Below are 26,925 nucleotides of genomic sequence, written 5' to 3' on the forward strand. Positions count from 1 at the left end.
GTCCAGTCGCCAACCGATTCCGTCACCTCGTCCCGGACCCGGAAGCCCCTCCGGTACGGACCCGCTGAGCCAGGAGCACGATGACACTGACCTCCCCGCGGCGTACGGGGCTCACCGACCAGGTAATCGCCCAGCTGAGGACCCAGATCACCTCGGGCGAGTGGCCGGTCGGCTCCCGTATCCCCACCGAGCCGGAACTGGTCGAGCGGCTCGGAGTGGCCCGTAACACCGTCCGCGAGGCGGTGCGCGCCCTCGCGCACAACGGGCTGCTGGACATCCGGCAGGGCTCGGGCACCTATGTACGGGCCACCAGCGAGCTGGCCGGGGTGATGCACCGCAGATTCGCCGACGCCAGCCCCCGGGACGTCGCCGAGGTGCGCTCGATGCTGGAGTCGTCGGCCGCCCGGCTGGCCGCCGAGCGGCGCACGGAGCGCGATCTGGGACAGCTGGAGGCGCTGCTCGTCCGCCGGGACGACGCCTGGGCGAGCGGGGAGGCGGAGCGGTTCGTCGCCGTCGACACCACCTTCCATCTCGCGGTGGTGGCCGCCTCGCACAACGATGTGCTCGGCGAGCTCTACGCCGACCTGGGCGATCTGCTGCGCGGCTGGCTGCGCGACGATGTGGGCCCCGAACTGCGCCCGGAGCATCTGATGGACCACCGGCGGCTGGTGGCGGCGATCCGCGCCGGAGACGGGGAGAGCGCCGCGGCGGAGGCGGCCGGCTATCCGTTCCTCTGCCCGGGCGGCCGTGCGCCGCAGGAACAGCAAGAACAGCGGGAACAGCAGGAGCGGCAGGAACAGCAGGCACAGCGGGACACCGGGGATCAGGACACCAGCGGCTGATGGCTGACCCAGACCGCGCGGATCTCCTTCCAGCAGCGGTCGGTGAGCGTCACCGAGCCCGCCGGGTCGATTCCGGTGGGCGCGCTGTCCACATCGACGTCCCACCAGCGCTCGCACTCGATGTGCAGCCGCACCCGGTCGGTGATCGGATACGGATTGTGACAGTGGGCGGTGGCGTACGAGCCGTTGATCTCGGTGCGGCAGTTGGCCTGGTACGGCGGCCGGGGCTCCGGCTCGGGCTCCTGTGACAGGGCCTGCGGGGTCGCCCACAGCACCAGTGTCACCGCGGCCAGCAGCGGGGACGAGCACCGGATCATTCGCATGAGCAGGACCTCCTCGGCCGTACTGCGGCGCGATCGCCGCGGCTGCACCACAAGGGGGAATGCTCCTCCAGCCTGAGCCCACCGGCGGCGGCCCGCGCGCGCTCACGGCCGAACGGGCGAAACGGCCGAACGAACGGAACGGCCGAACGAACGGAACGAGCGAGCGGGCGAACCGAGCGAGCGAGCCGCCGCCAAAACGGGCGACGCCCCGCCCCCCGCGCACTGCGGGGAACGGGGCGTCGGCTCCGTACCGTCTTCCTTACGTACCGGACGTACCGGTCGTACGGCTCCGGGCCAGGGTGCCGGTCAGGCTCCCATCATGTGCAGGCCGCCGTCCACATGGACGATCTCCCCCGTCGTACGCGGGAAGAAGTCCGACAGCAGACCGACGATGCCCCGGCCCGTGGGCTCCGGGTCGGTCAGATCCCAGCCGATCGGGGCGCGGTGGTTCCAGACGTCCGCCAGCTCCTCGAAGCCCGGGATGGACTTCGCGGCCATCGACTTGAGCGGGCCCGCCGAGATCAGGTTGCAGCGGATGTTCTTCTCGCCGAGGTCGCGGGCGAGATAGCGGTTGGTGGACTCCAGGGCGGCCTTGGCCACCCCCATCCAGTCGTACTTCGGCCAGGCGACCTGCGCGTCGAAGGTGAGGCCGACGATCGAGCCGCCGCGCTCCATCAGGGGCAGACAGGCCATGGCGAGCGACTTGTAGGAGTACGCCGAGACCTGTACGGCGGTGGCGACGTCGTCCCACTCCGCCTCCAGGAAGTTGAACGCACCCTGCGGGCCGAAGGCGATCGAGTGGACGATGCCGTCGAGGCCGGTGTCGTCGCTGGAGTGCTCCCGGATCTTCGCCGCGAGCCCGTCCAGGTGCCCCTGGTCGGTGGCGTCCAGCTCGATGACGGGGGCGGGCTTCGGCAGGCGCTTGGCGATGCGCTCGACCAGGCTGAGCCGCCCGAAGCCGGTGAGGATGACCTCCGCGCCCTCCTCCTGCGCCACCTTTGCGGCGTGGAAGGCGATGGACGACTCGGTGAGAACGCCGGTTACCAGAATGCGTTTGCCGTCGAGGATTCCACTCATGGCGATCAGTGACCCATGCCCAATCCGCCGTCAACGGGAATGACGGCTCCGGTGATGTAAGAAGCGTCGTCGGAGGCGAGGAAGCGCACGGTTGCGGCGATCTCCTCCGGCTGCGCGTAACGGCCGAGCGGCACCTGGGCGACGATGCCCGCGCGCTGCTCCTCGGTGAGCACCTTGGTCATATCGGTGTCCACGAAACCGGGCGCGACGACATTGAACGTGATGTTCCGGGAGCCGAGTTCCCGGGCGAGCGAGCGTGCGAAGCCCACAAGTCCGGCCTTCGACGCGGCGTAGTTGGCCTGTCCCGCCGAGCCGAGCAGCCCCACGACCGAGGAAATGAGCACCACACGGCCCTTCCGGGCCCGGAGCATGGCGCGATTGGCGCGCTTGACCACCCGGAAGGTACCGGTGAGGTTGGTGTCGAGAACCGAGGTGAAGTCGTCCTCCGACATCCGCATCAGCAACTGGTCACGGGTGACACCGGCATTGGCGACCAGCACCTCCACCGCGCCGTGGGCCTCCTCGACCTCCTTGAAGGCCTGCTCCACCTGCTCCGCGTCGGTGATGTCGCACCGGACGGCGAGAAAGCCCTCGGGTGGCTCCCCGGAGCGGTATGTGATCGCGACCTTGTCACCTGCATCGGCGAACGCGCGGGCGATGGCGAGGCCGATGCCCCGGTTTCCTCCGGTGACGAGAACCGAGCGGCTCAACGGATCACCCTTTCGATAGCGGTCGTGGTACCTCCGAAACTATCGGTCCCGGCCCGTTCCCGGGGAATGGAGCAGTGACAGCGCCTTACTCGGCTCGCTGTCGGGTCCCTACAGAAAGCGCCGGGGGGAGCGGGCTCGTACCGCCGTGTCCGGGGCCGGTGCGAACGTGGCGACCATCCTGCCGCATCCCCGCCCGCCCCAGAAGGCGACGGCATACGACTCCGTCACTTCCCCCGCGCCCGCGCGTGGCGGCGGACGCACGACACCCCCGCCCCTTCGCGCCCGCGCATGATTCACTGCGACTCTGAACGCCGCGTTGGCCGAGAAGGGGAGGGCCCCGTGCCCCATGAGATCGATCAGACATTCCTCGCGCTGCCGCTGCGCGCGCTCGCCGACGCGGCGCTCGCCCGGGCGCGGGCGCTCGGCGCGGACCACGCCGACTTCCGGTTCGAGCGCGTGCGCAGCGCCTCCTGGCGGCTGCGCGACGCCCGGCCCGCGGCCTCGTCGGACACCACCGACATCGGCTACGCGGTGCGCGTGGTGCACGGCGGGGCCTGGGGCTTCGCCTCCGGGGTCGATATGACCATGGACGCGGCGGCGAAGGTCGCGAGCCAGGCGGTCGCGATGGCCCAGCTCTCCGCGCGGGTGATCGCCGCCGCGGGCTCCGACGAGCGGGTGGAGCTGGCCGATGAGCCGGTGCACGCCGAGAAGACCTGGGTCTCCTCGTACGAGATCAACCCCTTCGACGTGGCCGACGAGGAGAAGACCGCGCTGCTCGCCGGGTGGAGCGCGCAGCTGCTGGCGGCCGACGGCGTCGCTCATGTGGACGCCTCGCTGCTGACCGTGCAGGAGAACAAGTTCTACGCGGACACCGCGGGCACCGTCACCACTCAGCAGCGGGTGCGGCTGCACCCCCAGCTCACCGCCGTCGCCGTGGACGAGACGACCGGCGAGTTCGACTCGATGCGGACCATCGCTCCGCCGGTGGGCCGGGGCTGGGAGTATCTGACCGGCACCGGCTGGGACTGGGCGGGCGAGCTGGAGGAGATCCCCGAGCTGCTCGCGCAGAAGATGCGCGCCCCCGGTGTGGAGGCCGGGCGGTACGACCTGGTGGTGGACCCGTCGAACCTCTGGCTCACCATCCATGAGTCGGTCGGGCACGCCACCGAGCTCGACCGCGCGCTGGGCTACGAGGCGGCGTACGCGGGCACCTCCTTCGCGACCTTCGACAAGCTGGGGAAGCTGGAGTACGGCTCGTCGGCGATGAATGTGACCGGCGACCGCACCGCCGAGCACGGGCTCGCCACCATCGGATACGACGACGAGGGCGTGGCGGCGCAGTCCTGGGACCTGGTGCGCGGCGGCAGGCTCGTCGGCTATCAGCTGGACCGGCGGATCGCGAAGCTCACCGGGCTCGGACGCTCCAACGGCTGCGCCTTCGCGGACGCCCCCGGCCATGTGCCCGTGCAGCGGATGGCGAATGTGTCGCTCCAGCCGTCCCCGGGCGGGCTCTCCACGGAGGATCTGATCGGCGGGGTGGAGCGCGGGACCTATGTCGTCGGCGACCGTTCGTGGTCGATCGACATGCAGCGCTACAACTTCCAGTTCACCGGGCAGCGGTTCTTCCGCATCGAGAACGGCCGGCTGGCCGGGCAGCTGCGCGATGTGGCGTACCAGGCGACGACGACGGAGTTCTGGGGGTCGATGGAGCAGGTCGGCGGCCCGCAGACCTATGTTCTGGGCGGCGCCTTCAACTGCGGCAAGGCCCAGCCGGGGCAGGTCGCCGCGGTCTCCCACGGCTGCCCGTCCGCCCTGTTCCGGGGCGTGAACATCCTTAACACGACGCAGGAGGCGGGGCGATGAGCCGCCGCCGCCCGATCCGCCGGGGGTCCGGGGGTCGCCCCCCGGGCAGACACCGTCTCAACACGACGCAGGAGGCCGGTCGATGAGCCGCCACAGCAAGCCGTACGACATCGTCGAGCGCGCTCTCGAACTCTCCGCCGCGGACGGCTGCGTCGTCATCGCCGACGAGCACTCGTCGGCGAATCTGCGCTGGGCGGGGAACGCGCTGACCACCAATGGCGTGACCCGGGGCCGTACCCTCACCGTGATCGCGACCGTGGACGGAGCGCAGGGCACCGCGTCCGGGGTGGTCTCCCGGAGCGCCGTCACCGCCGCCGATCTCGAACCGCTGGTACGGGCCGCCGAGGCCGCCGCGCGGGCGTCGGAGCCCGCCGAGGACGCCCAGCCGCTGGTGGCCGGCGTGCCCGCGTCGGCCGGATTCACCGAGGCCCCCGCGGAGACCTCCTCCGCCGTCTTCGCGGACTTCGCGCCCGCGCTCGGCGAGGCCTTCGCCCGGGCCGGCTCCGGCGGCCGGGAGCTGTACGGCTTCGCCAGCCATGAGATGACCTCCACCTATCTCGGCTCCTCCACCGGACTGCGGCTCCGGCACGACCAGCCCAACGGCACGCTCGAACTGAACGCCAAGTCGCCGGACGGGGCCCGGTCCGCCTGGGCCGGGCGGTCGACGCGGGACTTCGGGGATGTGGACCTGGGGGCGCTGGAGGCGGAGCTGGCGCAGCGGCTGGAGTGGGCCCGGCGGCGGGTGGAGCTGCCCGCGGGGCGGTACGAGACGCTGCTGCCGCCCACGGCCGTGGCCGATCTGCTGATCTACCAGCTGTGGTCGTCCACGGCCCGGGACGCGGTCGAGGGCCGTACGGTCTTCTCCCGGCCCGGCGGCGGTACCCGGGTCGGCGAGACGCTCTCCCCGCTGCCGCTGAATCTGCGCAGCGACCCGGCGGAGCCCGGTCTCCAGTCCGCGCCGTTCATGATCGCGCACGCGTCCGGCGACGACGCCTCCGTCTTCGACAACGGTCTGCCGCTGGCGGCGACGGACTGGGTACGCGACGGAAAGCTGGAGCATCTGGTGACCACCCGGCACAGCGCCGCCCTCACGGGGCTGCCGGTCGCCGCCGGGACCGGGAATCTGATCCTGGACGGCGGGGGCGACCGTTCGCTGGAGGAGATGGTCGCGGCGACCGAGCGCGGGCTGCTGCTGACCTGTCTCTGGTACATCCGCGAGGTGGACCCGGCGACGCTGCTGCTGACCGGGCTGACCAGGGACGGCGTCTATCTGGTGGAGAACGGGGAGGTCACGGGCGCGGTGAACAATTTCCGCTTCAACGAGTCGCCCGTCGATCTGCTCTCGCGGGCCACCGAGGCGGGCCGGACCGAGAAGACGCTGCCGCGTGAGTGGGGCGACTGGTTCACCCGGGCCGCGATGCCCGCGCTGCGGGTGCCGGATTTCAATATGAGCTCCGTCAGCCAGGGCGTATAACCTCAAAGGAGCCGAGAGGCTCATTCATCAGCAGACCCGAGGAGAGATGAGAGACGTGACGGACATCGTCGACGAGTTGCAGTGGCGCGGGCTGATCGCCCAGTCCACTGACGAGGACGCACTGCGCAAGGCGTTCGCGGACGGCCCCGTCACGTTCTATTGCGGCTTCGACCCGACCGCGTCCAGCCTTCACCTGGGCAATCTGGTGCAGATCCTCACCATGCGCCGGATCCAGCTGGCGGGGAACCGTCCGCTGGGCCTGGTCGGCGGCGCCACGGGCCTGATCGGCGACCCCAAGCCGAACTCCGAGCGCACGCTGAACGCGCCGGAGACCGTGGCGGCCTGGGTGCAGCGGCTGCGGGGGCAGATCGAGCGGTTCCTCGACTTCGAGGGCCCCTACGCGGCGACCATGGTCAACAACCTGGACTGGACGTCGGGGCTGTCGGCGATCGACTTCCTGCGCGATGTCGGCAAGTACTTCCGGGTCAACAAGATGATCGCGAAGGAGGCGGTCGCCCGGCGGCTGAACTCCGACGCGGGCATCAGCTACACCGAGTTCAGCTACCAGATCCTCCAGGGCATGGACTACCTGGAGCTCCACCGGCGGTACGGCTGCACGCTCCAGACCGGCGGCAGCGACCAGTGGGGCAATCTGACGGCGGGCACCGATCTGATCCACCGGGTCGATCCTGACGCCGATGTGCACGCGCTGGCCACCCCGCTGATCACCAAGGCGGACGGCACCAAGTTCGGCAAGACGGAGTCCGGCACGGTCTGGCTGGACGCGGAGCGGACGACCCCGTACGCGTTCTACCAGTTCTGGCTGAACGCGGACGACCGTGACGTCTCCAAGTTCCTGCGGATCTTCAGCTTCAAGTCCCGCGAGGAGATCGAGGAGCTGGAGCGGCTCACCGAGGAGCGTCCGCAGGCGCGGGCCGCTCAGCGGGCGCTGGCGGAGGAGCTGACGACACTGGTGCACGGCGCGGACGACTGCGCGGCGGCGGTGTACGCGTCGAAGGCGCTCTTCGGGCAGGGCGAGCTGGGTGAGCTGGACGAGCCGACGCTGCGGGCGGCGCTCTCCGAGCTGCCGCACGTCAAGGTCGCGGAGCTGTCCCCGGTGGTGGACCTCTTCGCCGAGGTCGGACTGGTGGCCAGCAAGTCGGCGGCCCGCCGGACCGTGAAGGAGGGCGGGGCCTACGTGAACAACACGAAGGTCACGGCCGAGGACGCGGTTCCGGGCATGGAGGATCTGCTGCACGGGCGGTGGCTGGTGCTGCGCCGGGGCAAGAAGAATCTCGCCGCGGTCGAGATCGGCTGACCTACGGCGCGGTCGAGACCGGCTGACCTGCGGCGGCGGCCGGACGGAGAGAAACCCCGTCCGGCCGCCGCCGTCCCCGGACCCGAGCCGCGCGGCTCAGGTCCGCTGTTTGCTGCCCCGGGTCGCCGCCCAGGCCCGGTCGCCCAGAAACACCAGAATGATCGCGGCGACCAGCTGGAAGGCGTGCCGGATCCAGTCGATGCCGCCGGTCTCGGCGACGCCGACACCCGACGCGATCCAGTTGCCGATCACCGCGCCGCCGATGCCGCAGATGGTGGCCAGCCACAAGGGGAGATGCTGCTTCCCGGGCAGAATCGCCTTGGCGATCAAGCCCAGCACAAATCCCACGATGATCGCCCACAACCAGCTCATGGCTGCCTCCTCGTACGGCCCTGCGCGAGCAGTTACGCCGCCAGTCTCAGCCCATCCCGACTACGGCGCATGTCGGGTGGGCCCATACGCGCTACGGCGCAGTGAGGGCACGCAGCGAGGAGACGCCCCCACTCTCGTAGCCGTCGCAGGGGCGGCGTACGGTGGAAGGCGTCAGGACCGGGGAGCGTCCGGCAGCGAGAACAGGCGGTGGAATGTGATGCGGAAGCAGACGCACGCGGAGGTCTTCCGGATCACCGGCGCCCGTCAGGGGCTCGCCGACGATGTACGCGGAAGGCAGCGCCGCTATGTGATCTCGATGTCGGTCCGGACCGTGTCGGTGATTCTCGCGGCCGTGCTGTGGAATGTGGAACGGCATGTGGCGATCGTGGCGCTCGCGCTCGGGATCCTTCTCCCCTATATCGCCGTGGTCATCGCCAACGCGGGCCGGGAGAACGCTCCTTCGCTGCCGTCGACGTTCACGGTGGCTCCCTACCGGCCGGAGATCGAGCCCTCCGCGGAGGCCGCGGCCGGGGAATCGGAGCCGGAAACAGAGGCGCGTGACACCGCGCGTGACACCCGTGCCGGGGAGAGCCGGAGCGAGCGGGAAGCGGGCTGACTGCCCCGGAAGACGGGCTCTCAATCCTCAGGAAAACCTCAGGCGCAATCCTGAAGTTCCGGTGCACCACACCCCGTTACCCGTGACATACTTCGTGTGCGCTCCGCATCCCCCGTCGGAGCGACAGACCGATGCCGGGCAGCTCCCCCCGTGGCTGCCCGGCATCGCCTTGTGCGAGAGCATGGACCTCGTGAGCGATGAATCCCCGATCTGTTCCGCCAAGGGCTGCCGTGCGGCAGCGGTGTGGGTGCTGGCCTGGAACAACCCGAAGCTGCACACCCCGGACCGCCGTAAGACCTGGCTCGCGTGCGAGGAGCACCGCGAGCATCTCTCCGGCTTTCTCGGGGTACGCGGTTTCCTCAAGGACGTCGTGACGCTGGAAGAGTGGGACGCGCGGGAGCCGGAGGGCTCCTGAGCCCTCCAGGCCAGCGAGCCCGGGGCCCGGGGCCCCGGGCTCAGCGGAAAGCGGCCCGGCGGCAGACGGCGCCCGGCCCGGCCGTCGGCTCAGCCGCCGATGGCCGACATGGGGCGGTCCGGCTGAAGGAACGAGGGGTCGTCCAGGCCCGAGCCCGCCTTCTTGCCCCACATCGCCCGCCGCCAGAGATCCGCTATCTCCGCGTCCGGTGCGCCCGAGCGCAGCGCGGCCCGCAGATCCGTCTCCTCACGGGCGAAGAGGCAGGAGCGCACCTGTCCGTCCGCGGTGAGCCGGGTGCGGTCGCACGCCGCGCAGAAGGGGCGGGTGACCGAGGCGATCACCCCGACGCGGTGCGGCCCGCCGTCCACGAGCCAGCGCTCGGCCGGCGCGGCGCCGCGCCGCTGCTCGCCCTCGGGGGCGAGGGTGAAGCGGCTGCTCAGCGAGGCGATGATGGCGTCGGCCGTGATCATTCCGTCGCGCTTCCAGCCATGCTGGGCGTCGAGCGGCATCTGCTCGATGAAGCGGAGCTCGTACCCCTCGGCGATGGCCCAGGCGAGCAGCTCGGGGGCCTCGTCGTCATTGACTCCCGGCATCAGCACGGTGTTGATCTTGATGGGGGTGAGCCCGGCGGCGCGGGCCGCTTCGAGGCCGTGGATCACGTCATGGTGGCGGTCGCGGCGGGTGAGCCGGTGGAAGACCTCGGGCCGCAGGGTGTCGAGCGAGACATTGACGCGGTCCAGACCGGCGGCCTTCAGCGCGGCGGCGGTACGGGCGAGACCGATGCCATTGGTGGTCAGCGACATCCGGGGGCGGGGGTCGAGCGCGGCGCAGCGCTCCACGATCCCGGTGAGTCCGGGGCGTAGCAGCGGTTCTCCCCCGGTGAAGCGGACGTCGGTGACGCCGAGGAGGGTGACGGCGACGCGTATCAGCCGGACCGTCTCGTCGTCGCTGAGCAGATCCGGCTTGGCGAGCCACTGGAGGCCCTCTTCCGGCATGCAGTACGTGCACCGCAGATTGCACCGGTCGGTCAGTGAAACCCGCAGATCCGTGGCTCTACGGCCGTAGGTGTCCACCAGCATGGCACGCCTCCCCTCACACGGTTTCTCCCCAATGGTCTTCGAGACTACGTCAGTGGGACAGGAGAGCGGTGGGCCCACAGGAGCGGGAGATGCCGAAGTAGCGTCGGGGAGGCTGCCAAAGACCGGGACCCGGACCGGGATGGGGGCAGGGACAGGGACGGGGATGGCCGAGGCACGCGTGCTCGCGCGCCTCGGCCGTCCCCGTCCGTGTGGTGGATCAGTGGGCGCCGGTCCCGGTGAGGGACTTGACCTCCAGTTCCGCGTATTTGCCCGTGTCGGGCTTCTCCTTGGAGAGGAGGGAGCCGAGCCAGCCGAGCAGGAAGCCCAGCGGGATGGAGACCAGGCCCGGGTTCTCCAGCGGGAACCAGTAGAAGTCCAGGTCCTTGAACATGGACGTCGGCTTGCCGGAGACGACCGGCGAGAAGAGCACCAGGACCACGGAGGAGATCAGACCGCCGTAGATGGACCAGAGCGCGCCCTGGGTGGTGAATCTCTTCCAGAAGAGGCTGTAGAGGATCGTGGGCAGGTTCGCCGACGCGGCGACCGCGAAGGCGAGGGCCACGAGCCCGGCGACGTTGAGATCACGGGCGAGCGCGCCGAGCCCGATGGAGACGACGCCGATGGCGACGGTGGCCCAGCGGGCCGCACGGACCTCTTCCTTCTCGGTGGCCTGGCCCCTGCGGATGACATTGGCGTAGATGTCATGGGCGAAGGACGAGGAGGAGGCGAGGGTGAGGCCCGCGACCACGGCGAGGATGGTGGCGAAGGCGACGGCGGAGATCACGGCGAGCAGGATCGCGCCGCCCGCGGAGTCGGTTCCGCCGATGTGGAGGGCGAGCAGGGGTGCGGCCGTGTTGCCCGCCTTGTTGGACGCGGTGATCGTCTCGGGTCCGACGACGGCGGCGGCGCCGAAGCCCAGCGCGATGGTCATGAGGTAGAAGGCGCCGATGATGCCGATGGCCCAGTTGACGGACTTCCGGGCGGCCTTGGCGGTGGGCACGGTGTAGAAGCGGATGAGGATGTGCGGCAGTCCGGCGGTGCCGAGGACGAGGGCGATGCCGAGGGAGATGAAGTCCAGTCTGGAGGTCTCGGTCGCGCCGTACTTCAGCCCCGGCTCCAGGAAGGCGGTGCCGTGGCCGCTCTTCTCCGCGGCGGTGCCGAGCAGGTCGGAAATGTTGAAGTTGAACTTGAGCAGCACCAGAAACGTGATGAGGAGCGTGCCCGCGATGAGGAGCACCGCTTTGACCATCTGGACCCAGGTGGTGCCCTTCATCCCGCCGATGGTGACGTAAAGGATCATCAGTACGCCGACGAGGGCGACGATCAGCACCTTGCCGCTGTCGCTGGTGATGCCGAGGAGCAGGGAGACCAGGACACCGGCACCGGCCATCTGCGCGAGCAGATAGAAGATGGAGACGACGATGGTGGAGGTCCCGGCCGCGGTGCGGACCGGGCGCTGGCGCATGCGATAGGCGAGGACGTCGCCCATGGTGAACCGGCCGGAGTTGCGCAGCGGTTCGGCGACCAGCAGCAGGGCGACGAGCCAGGCGACGAGGAAGCCGATGGAGTAGAGGAAGCCGTCATAGCCGAAGAGGGCGATGGCGCCCGCGATCCCGAGGAACGAGGCGGCGGACATGTAGTCGCCGGAGATCGCCAGACCGTTCTGGAAGCCGGTGAACTGGCGTCCGCCCGCGTAGAAGTCGGCCGCGCTCTTGGTCTGGCGGCCCGCCCAGACGGTGATGAAGAGGGTGGCCACGACGAAGGCGGCGAAGAGGGTGATGATCAGTGGCCGGTGTTCGGTGGTGGCGCTCTCGGCCGCGAGGTCCGATGCCAGCAGGCCGCCGGCGGTGAACTGGAGGGCGGTGCTCACAGCTCCGCCTCCATCCGGGCCTTGATGGCCTCGGCCCGGGGGTCGAGCTGTGCCGCCGCGTGACGGGAGTACAGCCAGGCGATGAGGAAGGTCGTGGCGAACTGGGCGAGGCCGAAGACGAGGGCGACGTTGATGTTGCCGAAGAGCTGGGTCCCCATGAACCCGCCGGCGTAGTTGGAGAGCAGGACGTACAGCAGATACCAGACGATGAAGGCGACGGTCAGCGGGAAGGCGAAAGAGCGGTAGGTGTGGCGCAGTTCGGCGAACTCCGCGCTCTTCTGCATCTCGACGAACTGCTCCGTCGTGGGCTGGGCCGGGTTGGTGTCGGTATCGCCATGGGGCGGCGACGGTGCATCGGTTGCCACGGAATCTCCTCGTGACGCTGGAGCGATGGGGATGGACAAGTCGGACCTTCTTCACACGGGTTCAGGGGGCGGATTGATGTTGCTCCACCTCCTGACAACGGCACGGGGAGCGCGCCGGACCGGTTCAACATCGGCCTTTTTTGTTCGTGTTCGTCGATTTCGGTTCAGGTTTTCCTCTCGTATGCATTGATGACGACCAAGATCGGCGATAACTTCGCTGGTCATGTACCCATCCAGGCGCAGTCGGCGCCCGGATGGCTGTCACGATGATGTGGAGAACCCATGGCTCTTCTGGGATCGAGACGGCGGCGCGTCATCGCGCTTCCGGCCGGCCTGGCGCTCACGGCTTCGCTCGGCTTCCTCCCGGGGGGCGCGGCGACCGCCGCACCCGCCGTCGCCGCGTCCGCCGCGGTGGCCGCCGATGGCCCGAAGCTGTCGTACGTGGTGAACGTCGAGAGCGGCCGTGCCACCGCCAAGGCGGTGAAGAAGGCGATAGCCAAGGCCGGCGGGTCGATAGTGATCGCGTATGACCAGATAGGCGTCATCGTCGTTCACTCGCAGAACCCTGAGTTCGCCCAGAAGATCCGCGCGGTGCGGGGTGTCGAGTCGGCCGGCGCCACGCGTACGGCTCCCATCGCCCCCGCGACCGACACCTCCATCGGCTCCGAGCGTCCGCTCACCCCCCAGGAGGCGCGGTCCGCGGCGGCCAAGGCCACGGGGGGTCAGGACCCGCTGGAGCCGCTCCAGTGGAGCCTGCCCGCGATCAAGGCCGACAAGGCCCACAAGCGCACCCTGGGCAGCAAGAAGGTGACGGTCGCCGTCATCGACACCGGGGTCGACGACACCCACCCCGATCTCGCGCCCAACTTCGACGAGCGGGCCTCGGCGAACTGTGTGACGGGCAAGCCGGTCACCAAGCCCGGCTCCTGGCGGCCGGCCCCGGGCGAGAGCGACCACGGCACCCATGTCGCGGGCACCATCGCCGCGGCCAAGAACGGGGTCGGCGTCACCGGCGTCGCCCCGGGCGTCAAGGTCTCCGGCATCAAGGTGTCGACGTCGGCCGGGTTCTTCTACACCGAGGCGGTCGTCTGCGGGTTCGTCTGGGCCGCGGAGAAGGGCGTCGAGGTCACCAACAACAGCTACTACACGGACCCGTGGCTGTTCGCCTGCAAGAACGACCCGGACCAGGAAGCCCTGGTCGAGTCCGTGAAGCGGGCCACCCGGTACGCCGAGCGCAAGGGCGCGGTGAATGTCGCGGCGGCCGGGAACGACGCTCTCGACCTGGCGGCGGAGAAGCTGGACGACCCCACCAGCCCCAATGACACCACCCCGGTGGACCGGGTCGTCGACCCGAGCGAGTGCCTGGACATCCCGACGCAGCTGCCGGGCGTGCTGACCACGTCCTCGACCGGCGCGAAGGGCCTGAAGTCCTCGTTCTCCAACTACGGCGACGGCGTGGTCGACATCTCCGCCCCGGGCGGCGACCGGACCAGGTACCAGAAGCCGGACGGCCCGGCCACGGACGGCCGCATCCTCTCCACGAGCACCGACGGCGGCTACGTCTACATGGGCGGCACCTCGATGGCCACCCCGCATGTCGCGGGTGTGGTGGCGCTGCTCAAGTCGCAGCACCCCAAGGCCTCGCCGGCCAAGCTGAAGGCGCTGCTGGCCAAGCAGGCGGACGACCGCGCGTGCACCAACCCGTATGACATCGACGGCGACGGCACGGTGGACGCGGTGTGCGAGGGCGGTAAGAAGAAGAACGGCTTCTACGGCTCGGGCGTCGCGGACGCCCTGGACGCGGTGCGCCGCTGACCGGTCCGCGGTACGGACAAGGGGCCGGGCGCGCGGTGCGCGCCCGGCCCCTTCGTACGGCCCCTTCGTACGGCCCCTTCGTACGGCCCCTTCGTAGGACCCCTTCGTACGGCCCCTGCCTCGGTCAGGCGGGGAGCCGGGTCCGGGCGAGGATTCCTGCGGTGAGCCCCAGCTGGCCCATGCCGTAGAGGAACATGACCCAGAAGTCGGGCACGGGCGGCTGCGGCCACTGCGCCACCTCGGTGGCGATGAGCAGGTCCGAGACGAGGAAGAGCGCTCCGCCGGCGCCGGCGAGCGCGCCGAAGCCGCTCGCGCGCCAGGCCATCGCGGTCAGCAGCAGCGCGTATCCGGCGACGGGAATCCGCAGTCCGGCGGGGAGGTCGGGCCAGAGCAGGACGACGACGGTCGCCAGCGCGACGGCGTAGCCGGGCGCGAGCGGCCTGGGCGTACGGCAGCGGCCGAAGAGCGTCAGATAGCAGAGATGGCCCACGGCGAAGGACCCCATGCCGGCGAGGAAGGCCGCTTCCGCGTCGGAGAGCAGCAGCACATCGCCGGCCCAGCCCAGCAGCAGCGCGGCGATCAGCAGACGGGGGCCGCCCCGTACCGCCGTGTACGCGGCGAGCAGCGGCATCAGCAGCGGTTTGGCGATCCGGTGGCCGGTCTCCGCGCCCGCGAGCAGCGAGCCGAGGTCGGCGAGGAGGGCCAGGGCGAAGGCGGCGAGCAGCAGCGGGCCGAGGGTCTCCCGGAGGCCACGGCCCGGGGCCGGGGCGGATGCCGTACGGATCTCCGGGGCGCTCACCGGGCGCCTCCCGTGGTCGCGACGGCGCCGGTCCGTCCGGCGGCGCGCGGGCCGGGGGGCTGCCAGCCCGGTCCCCGGAAGACCCGCCCGGCGCGCTCCCGCCAGGTGTGCGCCGCGCGGAGGTCGCGGGCGATGGCCGCGTACTCATGGGTGGCGACCCGCAGCGGGTTGTAGGTGTCGATGTTCTTGGTGAGGCCGAAGACGCAGGGCTCGGTCTCGGGGGCGAAGGAGCCGAAGAACCGGTCCCAGAGGATGAGGACGCCGCCGAAGTTGCGGTCCAGATAGCCGCCCTGGGACGCGTGGTGCACCCGGTGGTGGGAGGGCGTGTTGAGGACGTACTCGAAGGGGCGCGGCAGCCGACCGACGCGCTCGGTGTGCACCCAGAACTGATAGACGAGATTGACCGCCGCGCAGAATGCGAGGGCGGCCGGATGCACTCCGCAGGCGATGAGCGGGAGATAGAACGGCCAGACGGTCAGGCCGGTCCAGGGCTGGCGCAGCGCGGTGGTGAGGTTGAACTTCCGGCTGGAGTGGTGGACCACATGGCAGGCCCAGAGGATGCGGACGGCGTGGTGGCCGCGGTGGGCCCAGTAGTAGAGGAAGTCCTGGGCGAGCAGGATCAGCGGGAGGGTCCACCACAGGACGGGGATGCGGGCCGGGGTGAGTTCATGGACCGCGGTGTAGACCGCGACGATGGGGATCTTCCAGAGGAGGTCGAAGACGAGGCTGCCGAGACCCATGCCGATGCTGGTGGCCGTGTCCCTGGTCTCGTAGCCCGCGGCCCGGTCGTCGGGACGGAGCCGATAGCTGATCATTTCCAGGACGGTGAGCAGCGCGAAGGCGGGTATCGACCACAGCACGACATCGGGGGGATTCGGCATGGGTGCACCGTAGGCGGGGCCGCGGGGGCACGGATAGATGGTGTTACCCACAAGTATGTGAGACGGATTGTCAGCTGATTTTGGTGAGTTCCACCAAAACGGCCGGCCTCGGGTCAGGGGGTCGGGGCAGGGGCTCGGAGCGCCGGCTCGGCTCAGAGTTGTCAGGGCCGTCAGGGCCGCAGGCTGTCAGAGCGCCACCGCTCCCAGCAGCGACCCCGCCCCATAGGTCACCGCCATCGCCAGCGCTCCCCCGCCCGCGTTCCGCAGCATCGCCCGGCCCGCCCGCGCCGCGCCCAGCCGGGCGCTCCACCATCCTGTGAGCACCAGCGCCGACAGCACCGAGCAGACCGTGACCGGCAGCCGTGCCGAGGCGGACGGCAGCACGATCGCGAGCAGCGGGAGCAGCGCGCCAGCCGTGAAGGCGAGGAAGCTCGCGACCGCCGCGTGCCAGGGCTCGGCCAGGGCGTCCGGGTCGATGCCCAGCTCCACCCGGGCGTGGGCGCGCAGCGCGTCGCGTTCGGTGAGCTGGACCGCTGCTTCCCTGGCGACCTCGCGGCTCAGTCCCCGGTCCGCCAGCAGCCCGGTCAGCTCGTCGAGTTCGGCGTCCGGCTGTTCGCGCAGTTCGCGTCGTTCCAGGGCGATGGCGGCGCGCTCCGAGTCGCGCTGGGTGGAGACGGAGACGTATTCGCCGGCCGCCATGGACATCGAGCCGGCGAGCAGTCCGGCGAGGCCGGCGGTGAGCAGGGCGGTGCGGTCGCCGGTGGCTCCGGCGACGCCGACGACGAGTCCGGCGGTGGAGACGATGCCGTCGTTCGCGCCGAGCACGGCGGCGCGCAGCCAGTTGAGCCGGGTCCCGAGGGCCGCGCCATGGGGTTCGGCGTGGAGCTCGGCCCGGTCCGCGGCGCGGCCTTCGGCCGGGGTGCCGGGGGGAGGCCCGGCGCGGTCTTCGGCACGGTTTTCGGCCGGGGGTCCGGGGGGAGGCCCGGCCCGGTCTTCGGCTGGGGGTTCGTCAGAGGACGCGGTCATTCGCGGAGGATCTCACCGGGACGTTCGCCGTCTCCGTACCGACCCGCCATGGGCGTACGAGGGGCCGGTCGCGTCCGTCGGGATCGCGTCGGGTCGCGTCGGCGGGTGGCGTTTTCGGCCAGGGGGCGCGCGGAAGCGCAAGGAGCGTACAGGGCAGGCGGATCCGGAGTTGTCAGTGGGGGCCCGTATTCTCTGTGACCATGCTCGACGACAGCACGACAGCAGCGCCGACGTGGCCGGCCGCGTATCCGCAGGGGTACGCGGTCGTCGACGTGGAGACCACCGGCCTCGCCCGCGACGACCGGATAGTCTCCGCTGCCGTCTACCGGCTCGACGCCTTCGGCGACGTCGAGGATCACTGGTACACGCTGGTGAACCCGGAGCGCGATCCAGGTCCGGTGTGGATTCACGGGCTGACGAGCGATGTGCTCGACGGCGCGCCGCTGTTCGGCGACATCGCCGACGACTTCTCCGAGCGGCTGGCCGGCCGGGTGCTCGTCGCGCACAACGCCGTCTTCGACTGGTCCATGATCGCCCGGGAGTACGCCCGGGCCCGGCGCACCGCCCCCACCCGGCAGCGGCTGTGCACCATCGCGCTGTCCAAGGAGCTGGCGCTGCCGCTGCCCAATCACAAGCTGGAGTCGCTGGCCGCGCACTACGGCGTGGTCCAGCAGCGGGCGCACCACGCGCTGGACGACGCCCGGGTGCTGGCGGAGGCCTTCCGGCCGAGTCTGCGCACCGCCGCGCGCGACGGGGTGCGGCTGCCGCTGCTGGAGTGCCGGCCGCTGACGGAGTGGTCGGACTCCCCCGCCACCCCGCGGATCGGCTACCAGCCGTCGTATGGCCGGTCCTCGGCCGGCTCCGGCCGCTATGGGCCGGGCAGCTGGCGTCCCTCGCGCAAGCGGCCCGTCTGCCCCCATCCCAACCCCGGGCGGTATGAGCCGGGCGGGGCGCTGAAGCAGGGGATGCGGGTGGCGATCTCCGGGGACACCTCCATAGACCGGGAGCTGCTGGAGGACCGGGCCGCCGAGGCCGGGCTGCACATCGCCACCAGCGTCTCCCGGCTGACCAGTCTGCTGGTGACCAACGATCCGGACTCGGCGACCTCCAAGACGGTCAAAGCCAGGACGTACGGCACACCGGTGGTCGACGAAGCGGCCTTCACCCAGCTGCTGCGGGATGTGGCCCCGGCCGACGACCCGACGGCGCGGAGGAGCGACCGGGCAGACGGGTGACGGGCGGGCGTGCCGCCCGGCGGATCGGGAGCCGCGCGCCGCACCCTGTGGCGCATGGCACGTTGCGAGGTCTGCGGAAACGACTACGGCATGTCGTTCGAGGTGCACGCGCAGGGCGCGGTGCATGTCTTCGACTGCTTCTCCTGCGCGATCCACCGGATGGCGCCCATCTGCGAACACTGCCGGGTCCAGGTCATCGGCCAGGGAGTGGAGGTCCAGGGCCACTGGTACTGCGGGGCCCACTGCGCCCGCGCTGAGGGGAGGATCGGCATCGTCGACAAGGTGTGAGGCCCCGCCCTCCATGACCACGGGTCCATGGGGTCCACGGGCCCGTCGTGGGACCTCTCCCCGGACGCCTCCGGACGCCCCGGGGGACCCGCACGGGCCCGCACAGGGCTGCGCGGGCCCCCACCCGGCCCCTCCCCGGCCCCACTCGGCCCCTCCATGGGTCTCTCGGGCGTCTCGGGCGTCTCGGGCCTCTCGGGCCTCTCGGGGAACCCCCCACCGCGAGGGCCGCCCGGCGCAGGAGGTACGGTCAGGGCCGTGTACCGCTTCCTGTTGTCCCGGCAGTGGGTGATCCTCACCCTCATCGGCCTCGTTCTCATCCCGACGATGATCGAGCTGGGCTTCTGGCAGTTCCACCGCCATGAGCGCCGGGTCGAGCAGAACGCCCTGATCGCACGGAATCTGGCGGAGAAGCCGGTCCCGGTGACCGAGCTGACCTCCCCCGGTCACAGCGTCCCCCGCTCGGACTACTGGCGCCCGATCACCGCCACCGGCGTCTACGACACCGACGGCGAGGTCGTCGTACGCCGCCGTACCAACGCGGACGACAAGGTCGGCTTCCATGTGCTGACCCCGCTGGTCCTCGCCGACGGCCGGGTCGTCCTGGTCAACCGGGGCTGGATCCCGGCGGCGGCCGACCAGAAGGCGTTCCCGGAGCTGCCGCCCGCGCCCAGGGGCGAGGTGACCGTCACCGGCCGGCTCAAGGCCGATGAGACGACGAAGGGCAGCGGCATCAAGGACCTCGCCGGGCTGCCGCCCCGCCAGGTCATGCTCATCAACAGCGCCCAGCAGTCGGAGCTGCTCAAGAAGCCCGTGCTCGGCGGCTATCTGGAGCAGACCTCCGAGACCAAGCCCTCCGACGGCTCGCCGGAGCTGATCCCCGAGCCCGACCACGACTCCATCGGCGCCCATATGGCGTATGCGGTCCAGTGGTGGCTGTTCGTCGCCGGAGTACCCGTCGGCTGGGTGGTCCTCGTACGCCGGGAAGTCCGCGACCGGCGGGCCGCCGCCGAGGCGGCGCCGCAGCCCGCCCCGGCGAACGCCTGACACGGGCGCCGTCCCTGATTGGTCCCCGCGTACGGCGGGAATGCGCCACAGCGTGACCCTACGCATCGAGGACTACGCCCTGATCGGCGATCTCCAGACGGCCGCGCTGGTGGGCACGGACGGCTCCATCGACTGGCTCTGTCTGCCCCGCTTCGACTCGGCGGCCTGCTTCGCCTCGCTCATCGGCGACGAGGAGAACGGTCACTGGCGCATCGCCCCCAAGGGCATGGGCCCCTGCACCCGGCGCGGCTACATCGGCGACTCGCTCGTCCTGGAGTCGGTGTGGGAGACCCCGGCCGGCACGGTGAAGGTCATCGACTTCATGCCCCAGCGCGACGAGGCGCCCGATGTGATGCGGATCGTGGAGGGCGTCAGCGGCTCGGTGGAGATGACGGCCGTCCTGCGGCTGCGCTTCGACTACGGCTCGGTCGTGCCGTGGGTGCGGCGTTCGGGCGGCCACCGGGTGGCCATCGCCGGGCCCGACTCGGTCTGGCTGCGCAGCGCTCCCCAGGTCAGGACCTGGGGGGAGAAGCTCAGCACCGTCTCGTCGTTCACGGTCGACGCGGGCCGGAAGGTGGCGTTCGTCCTCACCTGGCATCCCTCGCACCAGCAGCGGCCGGATCTGGTGGACCCGTTCGAGGCACTGGAGTGCAGCCTCCGGGACTGGTCCGACTGGGCCACCGCCTGCCAGACCGCCGGCCCCTACCGGGATCCCGTGGTCCGCTCGCTCATCACCCTGAAGGCGCTCACCTACAAACCCACCGGCGGGATCGTCGCCGCCCCGACGACCTCGCTGCCGGAGGAGCTGGGCGGCGTACGGAACTGGGACTACCGCTTCTGCTGGCTGCGGGACGCCACGCTCACCCTGGACGCGCTGCTGGAGGCGGGCTATCAGGAGGAGGCCGTCGCCTGGCGGGACTGGCTGCTGCGGGCCGTGGCGGGCGACCCGGCCGACCTCCAGATCATGTACGGGCTGGCCGGGGAGCGGCGGCTGCCGGAGACGGAGCTGCCGTGGCTGGCGGGGTACGCGGGCTCCGCCCCCGTACGCACCGGCAACGCGGCCGTGAAACAGCTTCAGCTGGATGTGTACGGCGGCGTCCTGGACTCCCTCTACCGCGCCCGGGAGGCCGGTCTCCCGGCGGAACGGCACGCCTGGTACCTCCAGCTCAGCCTGCTCGGCTTCCTGGAGACGAAGTGGCGGGAGCCGGACGAGGGGCTCTGGGAGGTACGGGGTCCGCGCCGCCACTTCGTCCACTCCAAGGTGATGGCATGGGTGGCCGCGGACCGCGCCGTACGCACCCTGGAGGCGGACCCCTCGCTGCGCGGGGACGCCGGCCGCTGGCGCACGATGCGGGACCAGGTGCACCAGGATGTGTGCGAGAAGGGCTACGACCCCGTGCGCAACACCTTCACCCAGTCCTACGGCTCCGCCGAACTCGACGCGGCGACCCTGCTGATCCCCCGGACCGGCTTTCTGCCGCCGGACGACCCACGGGTGATCGGCACCGTGGACGCGGTCCGCGCGGAACTCGGCACCGAGGGCGGGCTGGTGCGGCGCTACAGCACCCAGGGCCCGGCGGTGGACGGGCTGCCGGGCGAGGAAGGCGCGTTTGTGGCCTGCTCGTTCTGGCTGGTGGACGCGTTGCTGATGACCGGCCGGGGGCAAGAGGCCCGAGAGCTGTTCGAGCGGCTGCTGGCGCTGCGCAACGATGTCGGGCTGCTCTCCGAGGAGTACGAACCGGTCTCCGGACGGCAGCTCGGGAACTTTCCCCAGGCGTTCAGCCATATCGGGTTGGTGAACTCGGCCCTCGCGCTGAACCGGCAGGAGAATGCAGGATAGGTCCATGGATCTTGGACTGAAGGACCGCGTCTATGTGGTGACGGGCGCCTCGCGGGGGCTGGGCAACGCCTCGGCGCGCGCGCTGGTCGCCGATGGCGCGAAGGTCGTCATCAGCGGGCGGGACGAGAAGACCGTCATGGACGCCGCCGCCGCGCTCGGCCCGGACGCGGTGGGGATGGCGGTGGACAACGCGGACCCTGCGGGCGCGGAACGGCTGATCGCGGCGGCCCGGGCGCATTTCGGGCGGGTCGACGGGGTGCTGATCAGTGTGGGCGGCCCGCCGCCCGGATTCGCCGCCGACAACACGGACGAGCAGTGGCGGTCGGCGTTCGACTCGGTGTTCCTGGGCGCGGTGCGGACGGCCCGGACCGCCGCTGCGGCGCTGGACGAGGGCGGAGTCATCGGCTTCGTCCTCTCCGGCTCGGTCCATGAGCCGATCCCGGGCCTGACGATCTCCAACGGGCTCCGCCCGGGGCTGGCCGGTTTCGCCAAGTCGCTCGCGGCCGAACTGGGCCCGCGGGGAATCCGGGTGATCGGCCTGCTCCCGTCGCGCATCGACACGGACCGGGTACGCGAACTGGACGCCCTCTCGGGCGACGCGGACGCGGCCCGCGCCGGGAACGAGTCCCGTATTCCGCTGCGGCGGTACGGCGCTCCCGAGGAGTTCGGCAGGGTGGCGGCGTTTCTGCTGTCGCCGGCCGCCTCGTATCTGACGGGAGTGATGCTTCCGGTGGACGGGGGCGCGCGACACGGGTTCTAGCGTCGCGCCGGGATCAGGACGGGGCTCCGGCGTGCGGGACCGGGGCAGCGGGCGGGACCGGGGCGGCGGACAGCGGTCGGCAGTCAGCAGTCAGCAGTCAGCAGTCAGCAGTCAGCAGTCAGCAGTCAGCAGAGAGAACGGGCCGGGGCCGCGTCAGGTCACCCTCCGCGCGCCGTGTCCGGCCGCGCGGAGGCGGACCTCGGCCGGGAGCGAGGCGAGCCCCGCCGAGTCCCGGGCATGGACCACCGCCTCCGAGGTCAGCCGGGTCAGCGTCCGGTCGGGGGAGGCGAACGGCTCCAGCCGGAGCCGCACCTTCCCCTCGGGCCGCCGGGGGCGGCCCGTCAGCCGGATACGCGCCCGCTCGACGCCCTCCAGCGACTCCGTCTCCCGCTCCAGTACCTCCTCCAGCGCCCGTCCCCGCAGCCGTGCGCCCGCGCCGTCGCCGCTGTCGACGAGGATCTCCGCCAGCCGGGCCCGCCGCAGCTGGGCGAGGAGCAGCCACAGGGCCAGCACGACCAGTACCGCGAGGCCGGCGACGACCGAAGGCCACCACCAGCTCTCGTCCCGCCACCGCGCCCGGTCCGCCGTGCTCACCAGCACATCGCGCGGACCGTACCAGGGCCACCAGGACGGCGTCGAGAGCCCGGTCGCCGCCGCGAGCACCGCCCCTCCCCCGCACACCAGCACCGCGCCCGCGAGACCGAGCAGCAGACGGTTGACGCATCGGAGCATTCCGCCTCATCCCTTTCTGTCCGACGGCCCAAGGACGCGCACCACCGGCGCCGGCGGCTTCGCCAGGCCGAGTTCAACGATGGCGGCGTCGAGCGCGGCGTCCAGATCCGCGCGTACCTCGTCGATGTCACGGAAGTGCGAGCGGGCCCGTACCGAGACCTTCGCCCGGCGCATCCGCACGCGTACCGAACGCACTCCGGACACCTCCATCGCCCGGTCGCGCAGGATCAGCGCCGCCGCGTCCCGGTCCAGCCCCGCCCGGACGGTCGGGTCGTGCCGGCGCATCGGCAGCAGCCGTCGCAGACCAGGGGTCACGGCGAGCACCAGAAGGACGAGCCCGAGCACCACGACGGCCGCCGCGACCGCGATCACCCAGGGGTCGTCCAGCCGCCAGCGCGCGAGCGCGTCCGCGGTGGTCCGCCGCCACCGCATGGCGGGCCGGCCCGCCCGTACGGCGGCGATGTCGTACAGCACGATCCCCGCGCCGCCGAGCACCACGGCGGCGAGCAGCGCGGCCGGGATGCGGCGTACCGACCAGAAGCGGCCCGTGCCGGCCTTCCGGTTCGGCACCAGAAACGGTTCGGAGTCGGCGGCCGGGGGCGCCGGCTGGTGCGCTGCGGAGGTCGGGGGGTCTTGCCGGGGGCCGGGCGAAGCCGGTGGTACGGAGGGGCCGCTCATGCCGTCCGCCCCTCGGCCGTGCCGGGTGAGTGCGCTGAGTGCAGCCTCTCGACCAGCACCGACACCTCGGGGACCGTCATGCCCACCAGAGTCTCCACCCGTTCGACGACACGGCGGCGGACCGCGCCGCACTGTCCGCCGATGTCGGAGGGATAGCCGAGTTCCAGGCTGACCCTCACCCGGGCGGCGTCATGGCGCACCGTGACGGCGGCCTGGGGAGCCCTGCCGCCCCGGGGCAGCGTGCCGATCGCCTCGCGGGCCGCCTGTCCGGCGATCTTCGCGACGACCCGGTCGGCGATGGCGGTCGCGCCCCGTTCACCGGGCGCGATCCGCCCGCCGGGCGGCGGATCCCTCCGTACGTCCGGGTCCCGTTCACCGTCACCGTCACCGTCACCGGGTCGTGCGCTGTTGTGCTCCGAGGCCACCCGCCGTCACCGCCGCCGGTCGCCGCGCTCGCGACCGCGGAGGAAGTCTCCGGGCTCGAAGTCGCCCTCCACCAGGCGGCCCACCACAAAACCGACCGCGCCGAGTGCGGCGACCAGCAGAAACGCGCCGAAGCCACCAAAATACCCGGCGAAGCCGAGCGCCATACCGGCCAGCATGCCGGCCATAGCCATGCTCATGTCTGAGCTCCTCTTACAGGGGTGTGCGGAACGGGTCGGCTACTGGATCCGCGGCTCCGGCTCGTCGTCCTCGCCCTCGGGCAGTTTCACATCGCTGACCGCGATGTTGACTTCGACGACCTCCAGGCTCGTCATCCGTTCCACTGCTGAGATCACGTTCTCGCGCACCGCTCGGGCGACATCGGAGATGGCGACGCCATAGTCCACGACGATCTCCAGGTCGATGGCGGTCTGCACCTCGCCGACCTCGGCCTTCACCCCTCGGGTGACCTGGGACTTGGCACCGCCCGGCACCCGGTCCCGTACCGCGCCGAAGGTCCGGGAGAGACCGCTGCCCATGGCGTTGACGCCGACCACGTCGCGTGCGGCGAGTCCGGCGATCTTCTCGACGACGCCGTCGGCGATGGTGGTGCGGCCCCGGGAGCCGGGGTCCCCGCCGCCGCGCTTGCTGGTCGATGTCTTCCTCGGCTCGCCGCCCGAGCCGCCGGGGGCACTGCCGGTTGATTCACTCATCGCCTCGCATCCCTTCCGGGTTCACCGGGGATTCCGGGGTTTCCGGCCTCCGGCGCTGTTCTGGTGCTCCGATTGCCGGAGACCGTCCGGATACTGCTGGGCGTCACGGGGAAGAACCGAGCATGCTGAAAAATCCCTAAGACACCCTTTAGCCCACATTAAGCGCGGTTGTCCTCTCCCGCGCCGGGGATACGGCAGGCTGGGGCAATGACCACTGCGGACGCGGTACGGAGACGGCTCGGTCTCGGCAGGCTGCTCCCGCTGGGCGAAGCGGCGGACGGGGCCTGGCTCACCGAGCAGGCGGCCGGGGAGGTGCTGCGGATCGCGGCGGGCGGGGTCGCGGACATGGAGCTGGGGAAGGTGCGGCTGGCGCTCATCGATCCGGAGACGGCGGCGGTCCCGGCCGTACCGCCGCCGCCGAGCGCGCTGCCGCCGGGGCCGCTGCGGATCGACGCGGAGCTCGCCGTGACGGCCCTACGGCCGCTGGCGGCGGTCACGGACGCGCTGCGCCGGGCGCTGTTCTCGGCGGCGCGGGACACGCTGGGGCTGGCGGTCGAGGCGGTGGACCTCCGGGTGACGGCGCTTCTGGAGACGGCTGGGGCCGGCAGCGGCCGGGGTGCGCGACATGGGCCTCCGGCCGCCGAGCCTGCCGGTGCGACGGGCGGGGAGGAGGGGGCCGGGACGGCGTTCAGGGCAGGCACCGGTGCGACGGACGCGGTCGGGCGGGCGGTGGCCTCGGTCCCGGGGGTCGCGGAGCCCGGGGCGGCGCTCGGCCCGGCCGTCCGGCTGGCGGCGGACCATGTCCGCGTCGAGGTGGCGACGGCGCCCGGCCACTACCCGCCGGCCGTGGCGAGGGCGGTCCGCATGGCGGTCTCGGGGGCACTCGGGGACGACCGCCCGGTATCCGTGCTGGTCACCCGGGTATCCCTCTGAGCCCGGGCGGGCCGCCGGACACCGGGACCGCCGGGCCGGGCGATGGTGAGCACATGGGAGGGGCCGCGCTCCCCAGCGACTGGGCGCGCTTCGTACGGCCGGGATCGGCGGCGGGCGGTTGAGGTCTCAGGGGAGGGGGCCACCCTGCCCTGTGCGGGCCCTTGTCGGGGGCCAGCCCCCGAACCCCCGCGCCTCAATCGCCGGCGGGGCTGAATTTGGCCCCCCTTGCCTCAAATACCGGCGAGGCTGGATTTTGCAGACTTCGTCCGGGGGGATCCCCAAGGGGCTGGGTTTGCCGGGGTTGCCCGGCACCCGGGATAGGCGGTCGGCAGGTTGGGGTCTCAGGGGAGGGGGCCGCGCAGGGGTGGTGCCGGGACGTAAAACGTGATTTGTGGCGCGAAGGAGGCCCGTCATTGAACAAGGGCTGGAAACGCGCCCGTAAATCATGAGTCCCGGCACCACCCCGGAGCGGCCCCCGGACTCCAGCCCCGGAGCACCCCCGCCCAGCCCCGAAGCCCCCGGGCGAACCCCGGACCCCAGCACACCGTCGCCCAGCCCACAACACACCCGGCCTACCCCCGGAGCGCCCCCTGCGGCGGCCGGTCAGTCGCCGAGGCCCGCGAGATCCCGCAGCCTGCGCGCCTGAGCCGCCCGTTCCGCGATGAGCTGCTGGTCGTACGACCGCTCGGCGGCGCCCTGGAGCAGCGCCTTGGTCTCGATCACCGCGTCACGCGGCGCGGCGAGCAGCGCGGAGGCGAGATCGCGTACGGCGTCGTCCAGCTCCGCTTCGGGCACCACCAGATTGGCCAGCCCGATGCGCTCGGCCTCCTCCGCGTGCACGGAGCGTCCCGTGGCGCAGATCTCCAGCGCACGGGCGTACCCCACCAGCGACACCAGCGGATGGGTGCCCGCGAGGTCGGGGACGAGTCCGAGACTGGTCTCGCGCATGGCGAACTGAACGTCCGGCGCCACGACCCGGAGATCGCAGGCGAGCGCGAGCTGGAAGCCCGCGCCTATGGCATGGCCCCGCACGGCCGCGATCGTGACCAGATCGCTCCGTCGCCACCAGGTGAAAGCCTCCTGGTACTCGGCGATGGCGGCGTCCAGTTCCGCGTCGGAGCCGCGCGCCAGATCGAGGAACGACGGTTCCCCGTCGAAGCCCTCCGGGGTGAACGCCTGCCGGTCGAGTCCGGCGGAGAAGGACTTGCCCTCGCCGCGCAGCACCACGACCCGCACGGTGCCCGGCAGCGACCGCCCGGCGTGCGTCAATGCCCGCCACAGAGCGGGAGATTGGGCATTGCGCTTGGCCGGGTTGGTCAGGGTCACCGTGGCGACCGTGTCCTCGACGGTGAGCCGTACGCCGTCCTTGTCCAGCACGAGGTCGTGCACGGAGTCGGGCGAAGTCATGGGGCGCCTCCGGTTCGGGTGCAGTGT

General features: G+C 71.4%; 29 protein-coding genes. 13 read left to right on the forward strand and 16 right to left on the reverse strand.

Features of this window, described 5'->3' with window-relative positions; all coding sequences use genetic code 11:
• Positions 1–80: 80 nt before the first annotated feature.
• Complete coding sequence (locus FF041_RS15655) at positions 81–842, forward strand: FadR/GntR family transcriptional regulator (protein WP_153523390.1); 762 nt, start codon at positions 81–83, stop codon at positions 840–842.
• On the opposite strand, the gene FF041_RS15660 is transcribed toward FF041_RS15655, so the two are convergent.
• The 3 genes from FF041_RS15660 to fabG all read right to left on the reverse strand — a co-directional run bounded on the left by FF041_RS15660 (position 824) and on the right by fabG (position 2,952).
• Positions 824–1,165, reverse strand: a complete 342-nt coding sequence (locus FF041_RS15660; RefSeq protein ID WP_153487648.1) for a hypothetical protein — start codon at positions 1,163–1,165, stop codon at positions 824–826. The two genes, FF041_RS15655 and FF041_RS15660, sit on opposite strands and share 19 nt — an antisense overlap.
• 306 nt (positions 1,166–1,471) lie before the next feature.
• Positions 1,472–2,242 (reverse strand): enoyl-ACP reductase FabI, encoded by a 771-nt coding sequence (gene fabI / locus FF041_RS15665; RefSeq protein WP_153487651.1) that lies wholly within the window; start codon positions 2,240–2,242, stop codon positions 1,472–1,474.
• Positions 2,243–2,247: 5 nt separating this feature from the next.
• On the reverse strand, positions 2,248–2,952 hold the full coding sequence (gene fabG, locus FF041_RS15670) for a 3-oxoacyl-[acyl-carrier-protein] reductase (protein WP_153487654.1): 705 nt from the start codon (positions 2,950–2,952) through the stop codon (positions 2,248–2,250).
• A 339-nt stretch (positions 2,953–3,291) separates the two neighbouring features.
• On the opposite strand from fabG, the gene FF041_RS15675 reads away from it, so the two are divergent.
• From FF041_RS15675 to tyrS, 3 genes are all read left to right on the forward strand, one after another.
• Positions 3,292–4,815 carry a TldD/PmbA family protein gene (locus tag FF041_RS15675; RefSeq protein ID WP_323391909.1) on the forward strand — a complete coding sequence of 508 codons (1,524 nt, stop codon included), beginning with the start codon at positions 3,292–3,294 and terminating at the stop codon, positions 4,813–4,815.
• Between the two features lie 82 nt (positions 4,816–4,897).
• The gene (locus FF041_RS15680; protein WP_153523392.1) at positions 4,898–6,289 is read left to right on the forward strand and encodes a TldD/PmbA family protein; all 1,392 of its coding nucleotides are present in this window, start codon (positions 4,898–4,900) and stop codon (positions 6,287–6,289) included.
• 55 nt (positions 6,290–6,344) lie between these two features.
• A complete protein-coding gene (gene tyrS, locus FF041_RS15685) occupies positions 6,345–7,607 on the forward strand; it encodes a tyrosine--tRNA ligase (protein WP_323391923.1) in 1,263 nt (420 codons plus the stop codon).
• Positions 7,608–7,703: 96 nt separating this feature from the next.
• Here tyrS and FF041_RS15690 read toward each other — a convergent pair whose 3' ends face one another.
• Entirely contained in the window at positions 7,704–7,979 is a 276-nt protein-coding gene (locus tag FF041_RS15690; RefSeq protein ID WP_153487663.1) for a GlsB/YeaQ/YmgE family stress response membrane protein, read from the reverse strand.
• 217 nt (positions 7,980–8,196) lie between these two features.
• Between FF041_RS15690 and FF041_RS15695 the strand changes: the two genes are divergently transcribed.
• Together FF041_RS15695 and FF041_RS15700 are read left to right on the forward strand one after the other, a co-directional pair.
• Positions 8,197–8,595 (forward strand): DUF3099 domain-containing protein, encoded by a 399-nt coding sequence (locus FF041_RS15695; protein WP_228388235.1) that lies wholly within the window; start codon positions 8,197–8,199, stop codon positions 8,593–8,595.
• Between the two features lie 181 nt (positions 8,596–8,776).
• Positions 8,777–9,010 (forward strand): hypothetical protein, encoded by a 234-nt coding sequence (locus FF041_RS15700; protein ID WP_153523430.1) that lies wholly within the window; start codon positions 8,777–8,779, stop codon positions 9,008–9,010.
• Between the two features lie 89 nt (positions 9,011–9,099).
• Here FF041_RS15700 and moaA read toward each other — a convergent pair whose 3' ends face one another.
• From moaA to FF041_RS15715, 3 genes are all read right to left on the reverse strand, one after another.
• On the reverse strand, positions 9,100–10,089 hold the full coding sequence (gene moaA / locus FF041_RS15705; protein ID WP_153523394.1) for a GTP 3',8-cyclase MoaA: 990 nt from the start codon (positions 10,087–10,089) through the stop codon (positions 9,100–9,102).
• Between the two features lie 217 nt (positions 10,090–10,306).
• On the reverse strand, positions 10,307–11,926 hold the full coding sequence (locus FF041_RS15710; RefSeq protein WP_153523431.1) for a solute symporter family protein: 1,620 nt from the start codon (positions 11,924–11,926) through the stop codon (positions 10,307–10,309).
• 29 nt (positions 11,927–11,955) lie between these two features.
• Entirely contained in the window at positions 11,956–12,324 is a 369-nt protein-coding gene (locus FF041_RS15715; protein WP_323391910.1) for a DUF485 domain-containing protein, read from the reverse strand.
• 282 nt (positions 12,325–12,606) lie between these two features.
• Here FF041_RS15715 and FF041_RS15720 point away from each other — a divergent pair, with 282 nt between their 5' ends.
• Positions 12,607–14,139 carry a S8 family peptidase gene (locus tag FF041_RS15720; protein ID WP_153523396.1) on the forward strand — a complete coding sequence of 511 codons (1,533 nt, stop codon included), beginning with the start codon at positions 12,607–12,609 and terminating at the stop codon, positions 14,137–14,139.
• Positions 14,140–14,263: 124 nt separating this feature from the next.
• On the opposite strand, the gene FF041_RS15725 is transcribed toward FF041_RS15720, so the two are convergent.
• From FF041_RS15725 to FF041_RS15735, 3 genes are all read right to left on the reverse strand, one after another.
• Positions 14,264–14,923, reverse strand: coding sequence for a lysoplasmalogenase (locus tag FF041_RS15725; RefSeq protein ID WP_323372522.1), 660 nt, complete (start codon positions 14,921–14,923; stop codon positions 14,264–14,266).
• A gap of 11 nt (positions 14,924–14,934) precedes the next feature.
• Positions 14,935–15,819, reverse strand: a complete 885-nt coding sequence (locus FF041_RS15730) for a sterol desaturase family protein (RefSeq protein WP_153523397.1) — start codon at positions 15,817–15,819, stop codon at positions 14,935–14,937.
• Between the two features lie 186 nt (positions 15,820–16,005).
• Positions 16,006–16,845, reverse strand: coding sequence for a VIT1/CCC1 transporter family protein (locus FF041_RS15735; RefSeq protein WP_153523398.1), 840 nt, complete (start codon positions 16,843–16,845; stop codon positions 16,006–16,008).
• Positions 16,846–17,045: 200 nt separating this feature from the next.
• Here FF041_RS15735 and FF041_RS15740 point away from each other — a divergent pair, with 200 nt between their 5' ends.
• The 5 genes from FF041_RS15740 to FF041_RS15760 all read left to right on the forward strand — a co-directional run bounded on the left by FF041_RS15740 (position 17,046) and on the right by FF041_RS15760 (position 22,012).
• Positions 17,046–18,080, forward strand: coding sequence for a DEDDh family exonuclease (locus FF041_RS15740; RefSeq protein ID WP_153523399.1), 1,035 nt, complete (start codon positions 17,046–17,048; stop codon positions 18,078–18,080).
• 54 nt (positions 18,081–18,134) lie between these two features.
• Positions 18,135–18,368 (forward strand): hypothetical protein, encoded by a 234-nt coding sequence (locus tag FF041_RS15745; RefSeq protein ID WP_153487684.1) that lies wholly within the window; start codon positions 18,135–18,137, stop codon positions 18,366–18,368.
• Between the two features lie 255 nt (positions 18,369–18,623).
• Positions 18,624–19,412 carry an SURF1 family cytochrome oxidase biogenesis protein gene (locus FF041_RS15750; protein ID WP_323391911.1) on the forward strand — a complete coding sequence of 263 codons (789 nt, stop codon included), beginning with the start codon at positions 18,624–18,626 and terminating at the stop codon, positions 19,410–19,412.
• 52 nt (positions 19,413–19,464) lie between these two features.
• Complete coding sequence (locus FF041_RS15755; RefSeq protein WP_323391912.1) at positions 19,465–21,252, forward strand: glycoside hydrolase family 15 protein; 1,788 nt, start codon at positions 19,465–19,467, stop codon at positions 21,250–21,252.
• A gap of 4 nt (positions 21,253–21,256) precedes the next feature.
• A complete protein-coding gene (locus tag FF041_RS15760; protein WP_153523401.1) occupies positions 21,257–22,012 on the forward strand; it encodes an SDR family oxidoreductase in 756 nt (251 codons plus the stop codon).
• Between the two features lie 153 nt (positions 22,013–22,165).
• Here the strand turns inward: FF041_RS15760 and amaP are convergent, their stop codons facing one another.
• The 5 genes from amaP to FF041_RS15785 all read right to left on the reverse strand — a co-directional run bounded on the left by amaP (position 22,166) and on the right by FF041_RS15785 (position 24,558).
• Positions 22,166–22,744 carry an alkaline shock response membrane anchor protein AmaP gene (gene amaP / locus FF041_RS15765; RefSeq protein WP_153523402.1) on the reverse strand — a complete coding sequence of 193 codons (579 nt, stop codon included), beginning with the start codon at positions 22,742–22,744 and terminating at the stop codon, positions 22,166–22,168.
• 6 nt (positions 22,745–22,750) lie between these two features.
• Complete coding sequence (locus FF041_RS15770) at positions 22,751–23,422, reverse strand: DUF6286 domain-containing protein (protein WP_153523403.1); 672 nt, start codon at positions 23,420–23,422, stop codon at positions 22,751–22,753.
• Positions 23,419–23,751: an Asp23/Gls24 family envelope stress response protein gene (locus FF041_RS15775; RefSeq protein WP_323391924.1), complete on the reverse strand. Its 333-nt coding sequence runs from the start codon at positions 23,749–23,751 to the stop codon at positions 23,419–23,421. The genes FF041_RS15770 and FF041_RS15775 overlap by 4 nt, the downstream gene beginning before the upstream one ends.
• A gap of 102 nt (positions 23,752–23,853) precedes the next feature.
• A complete protein-coding gene (locus tag FF041_RS15780) occupies positions 23,854–24,045 on the reverse strand; it encodes a hypothetical protein (protein WP_153487709.1) in 192 nt (63 codons plus the stop codon).
• 39 nt (positions 24,046–24,084) lie between these two features.
• Positions 24,085–24,558: an Asp23/Gls24 family envelope stress response protein gene (locus tag FF041_RS15785; protein WP_153523404.1), complete on the reverse strand. Its 474-nt coding sequence runs from the start codon at positions 24,556–24,558 to the stop codon at positions 24,085–24,087.
• 207 nt (positions 24,559–24,765) lie between these two features.
• On the opposite strand from FF041_RS15785, the gene FF041_RS15790 reads away from it, so the two are divergent.
• On the forward strand, positions 24,766–25,491 hold the full coding sequence (locus FF041_RS15790; protein ID WP_153523405.1) for a hypothetical protein: 726 nt from the start codon (positions 24,766–24,768) through the stop codon (positions 25,489–25,491).
• Positions 25,492–26,094: 603 nt separating this feature from the next.
• Here the strand turns inward: FF041_RS15790 and FF041_RS15795 are convergent.
• The gene (locus FF041_RS15795; RefSeq protein WP_153487716.1) at positions 26,095–26,898 is read right to left on the reverse strand and encodes an enoyl-CoA hydratase/isomerase family protein; all 804 of its coding nucleotides are present in this window, start codon (positions 26,896–26,898) and stop codon (positions 26,095–26,097) included.
• Positions 26,899–26,925: the final 27 nt, after the last annotated feature.

Origin of the sequence: Streptomyces jumonjinensis, assembly GCF_009600885.1 — a bacterium.
Lineage (GTDB): Bacteria > Actinomycetota > Actinomycetes > Streptomycetales > Streptomycetaceae > Streptomyces > Streptomyces jumonjinensis.